8 protein-coding genes, 3 tRNA genes and 1 pseudogene are annotated in these 12702 nt (G+C 49.8%); 3 read left to right on the top strand and 9 right to left on the bottom strand.

The annotated features are described in order from the left end of the window. Positions 1-63: 63 nt before the first annotated feature. On the top strand, positions 64-1524 hold the full coding sequence (gene dgt, locus CBE72_RS11310; RefSeq protein WP_268239833.1) for a dGTPase: 1461 nt from the start codon (positions 64-66) through the stop codon (positions 1522-1524). A 38-nt stretch (positions 1525-1562) separates the two neighbouring features. Here dgt and CBE72_RS11305 read toward each other — a convergent pair whose 3' ends face one another. Next, positions 1563-3029, bottom strand: a complete 1467-nt coding sequence (locus CBE72_RS11305; protein ID WP_206191796.1) for a transporter substrate-binding domain-containing diguanylate cyclase — start codon at positions 3027-3029, stop codon at positions 1563-1565. Positions 3030-3157: 128 nt separating this feature from the next. After that, complete coding sequence (locus CBE72_RS11300; RefSeq protein WP_100143606.1) at positions 3158-3430, bottom strand: hypothetical protein; 273 nt, start codon at positions 3428-3430, stop codon at positions 3158-3160. 483 nt (positions 3431-3913) lie between these two features. Between CBE72_RS11300 and CBE72_RS11295 the strand changes: the two genes are divergently transcribed. Continuing rightward, entirely contained in the window at positions 3914-5038 is a 1125-nt protein-coding gene (locus tag CBE72_RS11295) for a hypothetical protein (protein WP_100143605.1), read from the top strand. 106 nt (positions 5039-5144) lie between these two features. On the opposite strand, the gene CBE72_RS11290 is transcribed toward CBE72_RS11295, so the two are convergent. The 7 genes and pseudogenes from CBE72_RS11290 to CBE72_RS11260 form a co-directional block, all read right to left on the bottom strand. Further along, the gene (locus CBE72_RS11290; RefSeq protein WP_100143604.1) at positions 5145-7025 is read right to left on the bottom strand and encodes a S8 family peptidase; all 1881 of its coding nucleotides are present in this window, start codon (positions 7023-7025) and stop codon (positions 5145-5147) included. A gap of 417 nt (positions 7026-7442) precedes the next feature. Then, entirely contained in the window at positions 7443-8132 is a 690-nt protein-coding gene (locus tag CBE72_RS11285) for an SDR family oxidoreductase (RefSeq protein WP_100143603.1), read from the bottom strand. A gap of 73 nt (positions 8133-8205) precedes the next feature. After that, positions 8206-9105: pseudogene (locus tag CBE72_RS11280) on the bottom strand (CLCA_X family protein). A 143-nt stretch (positions 9106-9248) separates the two neighbouring features. Continuing rightward, positions 9249-9335, bottom strand: a tRNA-Leu gene (locus tag CBE72_RS11275). Between the two features lie 43 nt (positions 9336-9378). After that, positions 9379-9452, bottom strand: a tRNA-Cys gene (locus CBE72_RS11270). 20 nt (positions 9453-9472) lie between these two features. Next, a tRNA-Gly gene (locus tag CBE72_RS11265) sits at positions 9473-9548 on the bottom strand. Positions 9549-9975: 427 nt separating this feature from the next. After that, a complete protein-coding gene (locus tag CBE72_RS11260; protein WP_100143602.1) occupies positions 9976-11418 on the bottom strand; it encodes a glyceraldehyde-3-phosphate dehydrogenase in 1443 nt (480 codons plus the stop codon). 192 nt (positions 11419-11610) lie between these two features. On the opposite strand from CBE72_RS11260, the gene CBE72_RS11255 reads away from it, so the two are divergent. After that, a complete protein-coding gene (locus tag CBE72_RS11255) occupies positions 11611-12543 on the top strand; it encodes a DUF2989 domain-containing protein (protein WP_100143601.1) in 933 nt (310 codons plus the stop codon). Positions 12544-12702 lie beyond the last annotated feature (159 nt).

The following is a 12702-nucleotide window of genomic DNA, read 5'->3' as shown; positions in this document are numbered from 1 at the left end:
TGGAGTAACATACAAGACCACGTCATTTTCTTGCTTAAGCAAACACTTATTGGAGGTTTTTCAGTGTCGGACAAGCATTCAGAGATAGATTTTCGCCGTAAAATTACGGCGCAGCGCCCCTTTGGTAAGCCTGAAGACACCCGGGTAGATAATCCGGAAAAACTGCAACTGGCGCTGGAAAGCGATCGTGGGCGCATCATTAACTCGGCGGCGATCCGCCGCCTTCAGCAAAAGACCCAGGTGTTTCCGCTGGAGCGCAATGCCGCGGTACGCAGTCGCTTGACACACTCGATGGAAGTTCAGCAAGTGGGCCGCTTTATCGCTCAGAAGATATATAAGCAACTGGGTCAGAATACAGAACGCTGGGGCCTGCAATATCTGGAACGACAACTGGAAACTCTGGTGGAAATGAGCTGTTTGATGCACGATGTGGGCAATCCCCCCTTTGGCCACTTCGGTGAAGCGGCTATCAGCGATTGGTTCGGGCGCCATCTTCCCAAGCTTGCCCCTCAAGGTTTCGCCCAAGCGCATCCGGAATTAATGCAGGATCTGTCCCATTTTGAAGGAAACGCTCAAGGCATTCGCTTGATCCACGCCTTGCTTGGACTGAACCTAACCTACAGCCAGCTTGCCGGTATAATGAAGTACACCCGTCCAGGCACATTGCTCAAAGATGGCATTCCACCACATCAAAGCTATCTGATGAAAAAAGTGGGTTATTACGCCAGTGAATCCAGGTTGATTGCCGAGCTTACGGATGCGCTGCAGATAATGCCCGGTTGCCGCCACCCGGTGAGTTACATCATGGAGGCCGCCGATGATATTTCATATTGCCTGGCCGACATTGAAGATGCGGTAGAAAAAGGCATTATAGAGTTAGATACCCTAAAACAGAGTCTGCAGGAAGAGTACCTACGACAAATAGCCGGTAAAGAATACGCCCTCGCTTATAATGATTTTATGAGTAAGGCGATTGAAGCCGCAGACAACAGCGCGCAACATCTTGCAATCAACCAGCAGAGCCAATTTTTTACCTTTCTCAGGGTTAAACTGATCCATCCCTTGGTCAATCATGCCGCCAAACGCTTTATCGACAATATTGACGCCGTGTACCATGGCAGCTTGAACGAGTCGCTGCTTGAAGACGGCGGTTATCAACACGCTATTACAGAAACCCTCAAGCAAGTCGCCATTAAGCAAGTATTTTGTCACCGAGAAGTCGAAAAGCTTGAACTGCAGGGATACAGGATCATCACAGGTTTACTGGATAACTATCGCTCCCTGCTGGCATTGAGCGAAGATGAGTTTAGCAAACTGGTGCAAGGCCTCCCCAAGACTGCACTCATTGAAACTCGGCTATTCCATAAACTTCCAGGCAAACACCTGGCGACCTACAAACGCGCCACGCAAGCCAAGCAATATCCTGAGTTTTACCATAGATGCCGTTTGTTGCAAGACTACATCAGCGGCATGACAGACCAATATGCCCTAGATGAATACAGGTTGTTAATGGCGCTTGAATAAAACCTACCAAGGCGTGCGGCTCCTTCTGAATGACTCAGTCAAAGATGCCGAAACAGGAAATCGTTACGCCCGGAATTCTTGACCTGATACATCAAGCGATCAGCATCGGCCAGAATCAGTTTGGCATCATGTTTTCCGGGCCCGACATACACGGCACCTATGCTGATACTGACGGCTAGTTTGCCGGCCTTAGTGGCAAAAGGCTGCTGATTGACCGATTTCAATATCATGGAAGTCAGTGTTTGGGCATCGGGCTCAGTCATCCCCTGCAACATGATGCAAAACTCCTCTCCCCCGATGCGTCCAAATACGGCCCCATCGGGCAGCACCTTCTCCACAGTCTGCGCCAACAGATTGATGACTTCATCTCCGATATGATGACCATAATTATCATTAATCCGCTTAAAATTATCGATATCAAACAAAAGTAAGGTCAGACTGTCATAGCTTCGACTGTCACACGTTCGCTCCAGCGCATCCATAAAGGCCCGTCGATTGGTTATACCGGTTAAACCATCTGTCGTCGCCCAATAAGCCAGTTCAGCATTTGCGGCTTTCAGTTCAGCGGTTCGAGCAGCAACAGTGCGCCGCAGAGCAACAATATAAATCAGGATCCCGAGCAGGAGTAGCGCAAGTCCGCTTTGCAGCAGATAGCGTGGATAGACAGTTTCCACGTACATCCAACGATTCAGGATCCTCTGATATTCTGAATCGGGAATGCGAGCCAGTCCCTGACGGATTTCCTCCAATAGCGCACGATTGCCCTCTTTCACTGCGGGTCGAATTTGAGCGCTGTAAAGATGACGAACAGGAATAAAACGCGCGGGTTCGCGTGAAGTATAAAGATAAAAATTAGCCACTTGCAGATCGGCAACAAAGACTTTTAACTTGTCATCAAAGGCGGCCTTGAGCATCAATTCGTTACTGGCATAGGTCAATACACTGGCTCGCGGATATTTTTGACGCACAAAGGATTCTTCATAACCGCCCCGCACGACTCCAACCTCACCGCCATTCATGAGATACCCATCGGGCTCAACACCGAGCAACTTTTGATTGAAGAATAACTGGCTTTCTATTCCCAGTAACTCGCGAGCATAATCGAGATAATGCTCTCGCTCCCGAGACCAGAGTAGCCCGGCGTGAATATCGGCCTGCCCATTACGGACCAAATCCAGTGAACCTTGCCAATCTGTCAATATAAAACGTATGTCGACCCGATTGGCCTTGGCATACTCGCGCCAAATATCCACCAAAATACCGCTGGGCTCACCGGCATCATTCAAATAGGAAAAGGGTTTCCAAGAACTGGAATTAGTAATTAATAATTGTCGTTTTTGATGCTGCGGAGTTTGTCCATTTTCATCTGCCGCTTGCAGAGAACCTGGGGACAATATCAAAACCAGTATCAGAGTCGTTAGCGTCATCCATGCCGCAGCGACTGAGCGCGACCACGAAAACAACCTGCTCAGAGCGGGGTCCAAAGCTAAAAAGAAAGGCTTCATGTGGCCGGAATATCCTTAAAAAGCATGAGACTGGCGGGTTCGACCCGGGTTATTGGCCCGGGCTCAAAGAACACTCACCGGAAACACACCAAATATTAACATTCGTTAGGCATTTCCAGCAGTTTTTTTCAGCAGCGACGGATCCTGACTACTTTCATGGTTTCCATCTCAAAACCGGCTACTATGGTTGTTTGCGGGTAATAATCAACCGAAACGCGGGAACCTTTAAGCGAACGGTATTTCTTGGGGCGCTTGAAGCGAAACGGTGCATCGCAATTTTCCAACATCAGAGTGTGTTGAACCCAGTCGCCCTCGTCTCTTTGGGTATGGGAAACAACCGTCTTGTCTTCTGTGTGATAAAGTGGTGAGTGTTTTTCTGTCAATACGTCAGCGATTGTCATAGTGCATTTACCTCCGGTAAGTCGCTTCTGACTGTGAATCCAAGGTCCTGACGGGCCCGACCTTGCCCATGTAGGCCCGGGCAACGGCTTCGCTTTTTGTTCAACCCTCTGATAAGCGCTTGAGGTCTGTTTAAAGAAGACCGTTAGGATGAAATGCCAGTCGCGACAAAAAGCTTCCCTGCCGCAACAAATTGGCGGTAACGGTTCGGTTGAGTCTGGGTAAACAGAGCAGCCCGGATACAATGTCCCGGACAAGAGTTAATTCAGAGCGAAAAGACATTGTAGCAAATTCATACAGAAAGATCTTGAGCAAAATCCATACACCACTCTTGAGTGTTCTTGTTGATTCAATTGCGCGGTGCAGCCATTCAAGCTAAAGCTTGATCCAAGGTTTGACTATTTCCCTTTATAAAGTGTTGTCCTCTCGTTGTATTTTGGTAACAATGCGGCATCGAACCGAGCCTTTAGTTGGGTAACATTTGCATGAGAACAACGGAACTCATCCGCCAGACAATCCTGCAGCTGTATCATAAGATCTCGACCTTTGCAGAAAGGTTCCGCACAGGTATCAGTCAATGGCTCGCCAAGCTGAGCACGGCCCAAAAGCTTTACCTGTTGGCGCTATTCAGTCTGCCGTTTTATGAACAACACCCTTCGTTGACAACCCTGCTCACAGTCAGCGCGCTGGTTATTGAGTTTTGGCCACTATTCAACAAACTGTGGCACTCTTTGGCGGGCAAGGCGGTCATTTTGCTGTTTTATGCCACCATAGCCAACTTTTCGCTGGCCAGTAGCGGTGCCATAGTCAATGAAGTCACCGGCGTGTCGGCAGCGCATTTCAACTATACCCATAACTTCGCCCTGTTACTGGAGCTTCCGGTTTGGATGGTGATCACCAGCAGTATCGCCCTGTTGCTGCTGCAGATGTTACTGCCCATCTACCTGGTAGGACTGCTGCTGCTCAAACTGGTGGGGCTTATCGGCTTCAAATGGCAGCCCAAGTACGCCTATCCTGTGAGCACAGCCTTTCTCAGGCTCATGTTATCGTTTTTAATCTTGCATCATCTGATGTTGCTGGTCGATATGGAGCGTTTCATGGAGAGCCGCTTCAGGGTAGATGACAAGGGTGTCAGCTTCTCCTTTAATGGTCAGTTTAAGCCAAACGAGGATAAAGCAAATGCAAACCTCTCCCCTTTGCATGTCCCGGACACCGCCCAAGGAAACGAGGCTTTAAGCGCTCAGCAAGAAGCAAACAAGCTGAATACTGAAGGTCAGGATCCAGCAGGACAGAAATCACAAGCGCAAGAAACGGAAAATAACGAAGCAAAAACAGAAGATGATGCATTGGTATACGCCCGTTTCACCGCCGCCTATAGGCACAAAGTGAGGCAACTTGTGGCCGACTTCGCTTTTGGCATGGAAGCCGATGGCCGCAGTCGCTGCCAGATGTCTGCCAATGCGAGCGGCGTTGAACTCAATGATTACGAGCTGTTGCAGATCTTGCCCGACACCGGCGAGCTTTATGGCTATCGTTTTGAGGTTATTCCCTGTGTCTCGGCTGCATTTCCGCGAACTCAGGTGAGCCCTTCTTCACTGCCGAGCGATTAATCCTGGTATGCAAATCCAGTCTCTTAAGTGGATGTTCTCTTTTGTGAATGAGTACTATCGAGTCCGTAAAAAAGCCGCCTCCCGGCGGCTTTTTATCCTTTTATTGTCAGAAGCTTGCCAAGAGTTGCATGCCCGAGAAGGCGGAGTATCCGCGGATCATCACATGATAGGTCGCCGCCAGGGTGACTTGAAAGCTGCAGCTTTCACTATTACCACTCTTGTATGGACGGCAATCATACACAGACGTAGAAGGTGCAGCCCCGGCGCGAACATAGAGATCGGCGTCACCACTGCCACCGCTGGTAACAATATTCAGGCTAACACCCGCCGGAACCTGGACGGTGAAATGCTGCTCTGAACCCGCACTGCCACTCAAGTTGCTCTTCGGCACGCCATTTTCCAAACAATCGCTGCCACAACCACCACCGGCGTTGTGTGTTGCCGTTAATGTGGCGCCGCTGTAAGCACTGTAACCCTGCAGCATCACGTACCAGCGCCCTTCTGCCGGCGAGCTGAAGCTGCAGCTCTCATTGTTGCCACTCTTATAGGGGCGGCATTGGTAGCTGTTTAACGTGGGTTTGCTGCCTTGGCTTACATAGAGATCGGCATCACCACTGCCGCCAGCCAGATCTATGTTCAAGTCGGCAGCGCCCGCAGGGACATCGATATAGAAATAGTTGGATGAACCCTGGACACCGCTGACACTGATCCCCACGCCGTTATCTAATGCAGTATCATCCGATGGACAATCATTGCCACAACCGCCGTCATCGGCTGCCAGAGAATAGAGCAGCTTGTTGGGTGAACCTGTCTTGGCATCGCCCACTTTGCCGGATGAGGCGCGGCTTACCAACAAGTTAGTCAGTTGAGTCGGGCTCAGAGCTGGGTTTTCCGCCAGATAAAGTGCCGCCACCCCGGCCACATGGGGGGATGCCATGGAAGTACCACTAATGGTATTAGTTGCGCTGTTGGAGTTGTACCAGGCCGAGGTGATTGACGAACCCGGAGCATAGATGTCCAGACAGGTGCCGTAATTGGAGAAGCTTGAGCGACTGTCGGTGCTGGTGGTAGAGCCCACAGTCACCGCATTGGCGGCCCGCGCCGGTGAATAGTTACAGGCATTACTGTTGTCATTACCCGCTGCCACAACAAAGCTTATCCCGGCCGCTACGGCCGCATTTACTGCATCATCCAGCGCCTGGGAGGCGCCGCCGCCCAAACTCATGTTGGCAACAGAAGGCCCTTGGGCGTTGTTTTTCACCCAGTTGATCCCGGAAATCACGCCGGAGTTGCTACCTGAGCCCGAGCAGTTAAGTACCCTGACCCCGACAATATTGACATTCTTGGCAACCCCGTAAGTGCTGCCGCCTATAGTCCCGGCAACATGAGTACCATGACCGTTACAGTCACTGCTGTCGTTATCGTTATCGATAAAGTCATAGCCACTGCTGGCACGGCCGCCAAACTCATTATGGGTGTTACGTACACCTGTATCGATGACAAAAGCGGTGACGCCGGAGCCGTCATAGTCGTAATGGTAGTTACTGTTGAGCGGCAGATCCCGCTGATCTATCCGGTCAAGCCCCCAGGTAGCTCCGCCTTGATCGCCGGCGGCTTCCACCATAGGTTCAATAGACACCCTTTGATCCTGTTCAACATATTTGATGTTGGGATCTTTAAGCAGACTCTGGATCTGAGCCGCATTGGCCTTGACCAATACCCCGTTGAGGCTGTTGCCAAAGTTTTGTCTGACTTCAATGCCGTGTTCGTTGGCAAGCCTTGCGCCCATACTGCTGGCGTAGGCGCTGACGCCATTCGGGTCATTAAGGTTGATAACTGCCGGGGTATTGAACACCACTATGTACTGATCTTTGATGGCTTTAGCAGGATTGACCGCATGTAACTGGGCTTGATAGTCCTGTGCCAGAACGAACGGGCTGCTCAGGGCTGCAGCAACTGCAATCGCAATGAAATGTTTCCTTTGCATAATGATTTCCTTGGTTATTATGATTTTGCCTCGAGGGCCGTTTTAACCTAGGACAATTTTCAGCCAGTACATATAACATCATACTGAGTCGGATAAACACTCCGCCCTCAAAATGTAACATTTAAATTACATACGCCCTGCAAAAGTAGTAGAGAGATCCTCCAGGAGTATGATAGATACAAAATGGGGGGCGGTTGCAACGGATCAGCAAATTAATTCAATAAATCATTATGTTAACCATACAAGCAAAACAGGTAACTCAGTCAATACCACCACATCGTACTAACTGGCATTGAATACCATCAATCTAAAGTATGATTTTAAGTTCAAGCTTTCAGCGAAAAGCCCCTACTCTTCTTGCCCTTGAGTGATGTTTATCAGCGTCAAAGGAGCCCTGTTGATAGATAAACAGTTTGCTCACCAAGCTATGGTGTTCCCCAAGTAGTCGTAAAAGCCGCCACTTTGCGCCTGGCTGAGGTGATCCAGCAGTTGTTTGATGCCAACCGCCGAGGTACGCACATCAATAAGCGCATTGGGGCCGCCCATGCTGGTCTGCACCCAACCTGGATGCAAGGCTACCGCTTTGACACCGGCATCGGCCAAATCTATGGCAAGACTCTTGGTGATCGAGTTAAGCGCGGCCTTGGATGAACGATACAGATAACCACCACCACTCTGGTTGTCGGCCATACTACCGACCTTGGATGAGATATTGGCTATGATGCCTTTTGCTTGGATAAGATGAGGCAGGAAAGCTTCGGCAAGCTTACAAGGCGCTATGCTGTTTACTTCAAACACTGTGCGCCATTCATCCACAGGCAATTGTCCCAACAGCAAGCCTTTGGGGCCATAATAGCCCGCATTGTTGAGCAGCAGATCCAAGCCCCGTCCCTCAAGCTCTTCAGCCAAGTCTGCCACCGCTTCATAGTCGGTCACATCCAGAGCAAACACCTCCAGCCCCTGAAATTCGTTGACCAGTTCCAGTAGTTCATCGGCCGTTTCCGGATCGCGACAACAGGCCAATACGTCCCAACCAGCGGCAAGATAGACTTGGGTCAACGCCAATCCTATGCCGCGGTTGGCACCGGTTATCAATAGTTGTGGCATAGGGTGAATCTCCTTTTACTTAAGAATTTCGGGCTTAGGTTGTCGTCACTCCTGAAGCTAACGATCGAGCTTATCATAAGTCTGTTAACTTCCGTTTGGCTTCTGTTGATGAGTCAAATCCTGAGTTACTTTCGCGATGACTCTGGCGGATAAGCGCTTCACCAAGCATGCCAAAGTAATTTGCCAGCGCGTTGAGAATCGCTTGTCTATGAGCCTCATCAGGATAGGCCCCGACATCATTGAGCTGTGAGAAAGTCGTACCCGACACCAGGTATTGGTTCCGTATGTCGGTAGAAGACTCGATAGCGGCTTCAAAGGCCCGGGCCATCAACTCCGTTGGGAGCGAAAAATAGCGCCTGCCATAATGTTTATCCAAGGCGATGGCCCGGCGCACATAGTCACTCGGCTCAAGGCCATCCGGGCTTATCAGCACAGTTTGATATAGGAATGCCAAATGCCGGTTGAGTGGATGGGGTCTAAGCTCGACATCTTTAAGATAGAGGTCACTGCCAAAACCAATAGCACTACCAACACTAAATGCTAAGCCTGAGTCCTGGGAGCAGACTAGCTTGTCGACACTTGAATGAATGCTAAAGGCTACTTTGGCAATATAATGATCAAAGGCGTGCCAAAACTCATGGGCCAAGGCGCCGGCACCGGCATTTTTCGCCAGCGCCAATATCCTTTCATGAGGGGCGTAGTGCGCCTAGACACCTTTCTGGCCGCCGAGACCAAAGTCCAGATTCAGGGTTTGTCTTAGTCCAATGGCGTCCGGCGGCAACTTGAGTATAAAAGCCAGGTCCGCCAGCGAATCAAATATCAGATTGGCAGCCAGCCGTGATTCTTCAGCGCTGACCCACTTGCCTACCCGCACATTGGCAAAGCCGAACTGTTGCTTGATATCGAGAAAACTGACCTGCTCGTCGAAACGATAATCCGGTCCTTCGCGCAAATAGTGGCGGCTTGTCAGCAAAATGCTTGGCTCCCGGTCAATTCTCAACAGAAGCAAGTGTATAACCGAACGCCTTGAAAGTCCCACAAAGGCTTAGGGGCGCTATAAGAAAATTCAAAAACAAAAAAGGCTCCTCGAGGGAGCCTTTTTTGCACCATTTATAATGGTACCCGAGGACGGACTTGAACCGTCACGCTGTTACCAGCGAGGGATTTTAAATCCCTTGTGTCTACCGATTCCACCACTCGGGCAAACTGTGTAACAAGGAGATATTACCCATTGTCACTGAAAGAGTGGAGGCGCGACCCGGAGTCGAACCGAGATCGACGGATTTGCAATCCGCAGCATAGCCATTCTGCCATCGCGCCCCAAGCCATGAGGCTGGGATTGGAGCGACATATCGGGTTCGAACCGATGACCTGTACCTTGGCAAGGTACCGCTCTACCAACTGAGCTAATGTCGCATCACTTGTTTGCTTCATCTTCCGAGTTGACAATTAACAAAGGTACCAACCTTCTGTTTTATCAACTGAGCTAATGTCGCATACCTGTTCCGCCATTCAAGCGGAAGCCAGAGTGTTATCCCCTGACTGCGGAATGGCATTCTACCGATTTAAGGCCGGGAGTCAATCGGCAAATCAGCATTTTTATGCCAAAACCACTCGGATGCTGCCAATTTGTTCAAAGTGGGTCAAATTTTCATTATCATGATTAAAATACAATCCGATTCAGTAGCTTGTCAGCGGCTACTCCTACCGAATACCATCATAAAAGTCACAGTGAAAACCCTTGTGAAAAGGTTTGATAGCCGCCCAGGTTAAGCAAAAACATTAAGACTTGGATACAACAAGGCCCGGTACTCAGACCGGGCCTTGGCAGTAAGAGTCGAAATTACTCTTCAGATAGCGGCAGAGTCAGGTAGTTAAGACCCAACATCTTTTGCATCACACCTACTACCTGGCAGCTGTAACCGAACTCGTTGTCGTACCATACATAGAGGATAGCGCGCTTACCATCGGCGATAGTGGCTTGAGAATCAACCACACCGGCGTAGCGTGAACCCACTAGGTCACAAGACACGATTTCTGTAGACTCGGTGAAGTCCACCTGATTTTGCAGCTCAGAGTGCAGCGCGATATCACGCAGATAAGCGTTCATATCTTCTTTGCTGGTTTCGGCGTTCAGGTTCAGGCTAATGATGGCCATGGACACGTTCGGAGTCGGTACCCGAATCGCGTTACCTGTCAGCTTACCGGAGAGTACCGGCAGCGCCTTGGCAACCGCTTTAGCGGCACCGGTTTCAGTGATCACCATGTTCAGCGGTGCACTGCGACCACGGCGGTCGGCTTTGTGATAGTTGTCGATCAGGTTTTGATCATTGGTATAAGAGTGGATAGTTTCCACGTGACCATTTTCAATACCGTACTTGTCATTAACGGCCTTCAGTACAGGCGTAATGGCGTTGGTAGTACAGCTGGCGGCAGACACAATAACATCTTCCGGCAGAATATCGTTATCGTTCACACCATAAACTATGTTCTTGATGCTGCCCTTGGCAGGGGCAGTCAGCAGAACCTTGGAAGCACCTGGACTCTTGAGGTGCAGACCCAAACCGTCTTCATCTTTCCAGATACCTGTGTTATCGACCACCAGGGCATCGGTAATACCGTACTTGGTGTAATCCACTTCATCGGGTGAGTTGGCGTAAATCACCTGAATATAAGTACCGTTGGCGATGATGGCGTTGTTATCTTCATCCACCTCGACAGAACCGTTGAAAGGTCCGTGTACTGAATCACGGCGCAGTAGGCTGGCACGTTTTTCCAAATCCCCCTTGCGGCCACCGCGCAGAACAATCGCGCGCAGACGTAGCTTGTTGCTGCGGCCGGTTTTTTCAATCAGCAGGCGGGCCAGCAGACGACCGATGCGGCCAAAGCCATAGAGTACAACGTTGCGTGGCTCAACTTCATCTTTGCTTTCGATGGCACTAGCCAGCTCGCGGCTCATATAAGCTTCGATTTCGCTACCGTCGGTGTGGTTACGCCAGTACTTAACGGCCAGTTTACCTATATCCACTTTGCACTGTTTGACATCCAGTTTGCTCAGGGCTTCTACGAAGGGGAAGCTCTCACGCAGGCGCAGCTTATCGCCCACATGGCGACGAACCAGACGATGGGCCTTGATAATATCGATGGTGGAGGCGATCAGCAGGGGTTTACCATAAACCACCACTTCTACGCCCTGATTGCGATACAACTTGCCCAACAGGGGCTGCATGGCCTCTGCCAGTTCGAAGCGTTCTTGCCAACTTTGTAGGTGTTTATCAGCGCTCATTTACAGATCCTTTATCTCACTTTTCCACTTTATTGCCGGGAAAGGTTTGAGTAACAAAAAGAAAAGACCAATAATCTTAATAACGACAGCTAACCTGCCCCTTTTTGGTCGGCGCTATTGTAATGAAAACTGCTGCGCCAAGCTAGTAGGAGATTTTCGCTAAATCTCTAATTAAATTACAGATTTTATTTAATGGAGCGCATTTTGACGCGTAATCTAGTAATAATTACATCATTTATCCTTTTTTCCGGGGTTACCGGCTGTGATAACCGCCCTAATCCCGCCACTATTTGTAAGAATAATCCCGAACTTTGTGACGATTTACATAAGGACAGCTGGTGCAGGCGGGAAAAGACCAACCTGATTACGCAGCGCTATCAGGTCAAAAACACCGCTGAACCCTCAGGTGAGCAGATCTATCACTTACTCGTTAACTTGGAAAATTACAATCGCTGTGTCGGGTTGGCGTCCGGAGTACAACACATCCTCAATCCTGAGCGTACCAATGACAGAGCCAGAGCATTCGGTTTAAGCGCGCAAAGCCTGTCTGAGCTGCAAGCCTCCACCAAGGGCAGCAATGACATCCATATCGCCTTCTATCACTGGGCACATTTGGGTGATGACGCGGCACTCAAGGTATTGCTGGAGGCAGAAAAACAACAACAGCTAGATTCGCCCGAGATCTTGGCCGGGCTTGCGGGCTATTACCTCAAGTTTGATGCGACCAAAGCGAAACAACTCTATCTTAAAGTGTTGGCAAGAAGCACCGAAGAGAACTTCGACCCCGATTGGTTGTTGGGGCTGGCAAGCGCTTTCCGGCAGTTGCAGGATATGGAGCAGGCCTATCTGCTTTCGAGAGCCAATTTGCTTTTGACCGACAATCCGGTCGATGAAGTTCAACTGAAGGCCATGATAGGTAACGACAACCAGTTGAGTACACATTTGGATCAACAAGCAAGCAACCTCGCCGAGGTTCTGAAAAGCGGGGATTATCTTGACAGTGACTGGCCTAAACGGCTGCAAGGCGACGAGGAAAAACAACCAGAGACTGAGCCGACAGAAACACAAGCCCCTGATAGCAACACCACACTCGAACAAACTGACGCAACAGCCGGGCCCCGGTGATGTGCCTATACCGTTATTTAGACGGCAAATACCCGCCAGTTTGTAATTTACGCCGTTCAGTCACACAATTAAAGTATTGTTTCGCGACCGCTGTAATAAAACCACCTAATTTGTTAACAGAATAGCCGGTTACAGCATGAATTAACTTGACGTACTGCG

The sequence above is a fragment of the Shewanella carassii genome, from assembly GCF_002777975.1.
GTDB classification, from domain to species: domain Bacteria; phylum Pseudomonadota; class Gammaproteobacteria; order Enterobacterales; family Shewanellaceae; genus Shewanella; species Shewanella carassii.
The sequence above is the reverse complement of the archived record's forward strand: the minus strand, read 5'-3'. Positions and strand labels throughout refer to the sequence as shown.

Excerpts from the sequence above, each read along its gene's own strand:
- CBE72_RS11290 (WP_100143604.1), bottom strand. The coding sequence starts at position 7,025 with ATGCAAAGGAAACATTTCATTGCGATTGCAGTTGCTGCAGCCCTGAGC.
- CBE72_RS11305 (WP_206191796.1), bottom strand. The coding sequence starts at position 3,029 with ATGAAGCCTTTCTTTTTAGCTTTGGACCCCGCTCTGAGCAGGTTGTTT.
- CBE72_RS11285 (WP_100143603.1), bottom strand. The coding sequence starts at position 8,132 with ATGCCACAACTATTGATAACCGGTGCCAACCGCGGCATAGGATTGGCG.
- CBE72_RS11255 (WP_100143601.1), top strand. The coding sequence starts at position 11,611 with ATGGAGCGCATTTTGACGCGTAATCTAGTAATAATTACATCATTTATC.
- CBE72_RS11300 (WP_100143606.1), bottom strand. The coding sequence starts at position 3,430 with ATGACAATCGCTGACGTATTGACAGAAAAACACTCACCACTTTATCAC.
- CBE72_RS11260 (WP_100143602.1), bottom strand. The coding sequence starts at position 11,418 with ATGAGCGCTGATAAACACCTACAAAGTTGGCAAGAACGCTTCGAACTG.
- CBE72_RS11295 (WP_100143605.1), top strand. The coding sequence starts at position 3,914 with ATGAGAACAACGGAACTCATCCGCCAGACAATCCTGCAGCTGTATCAT.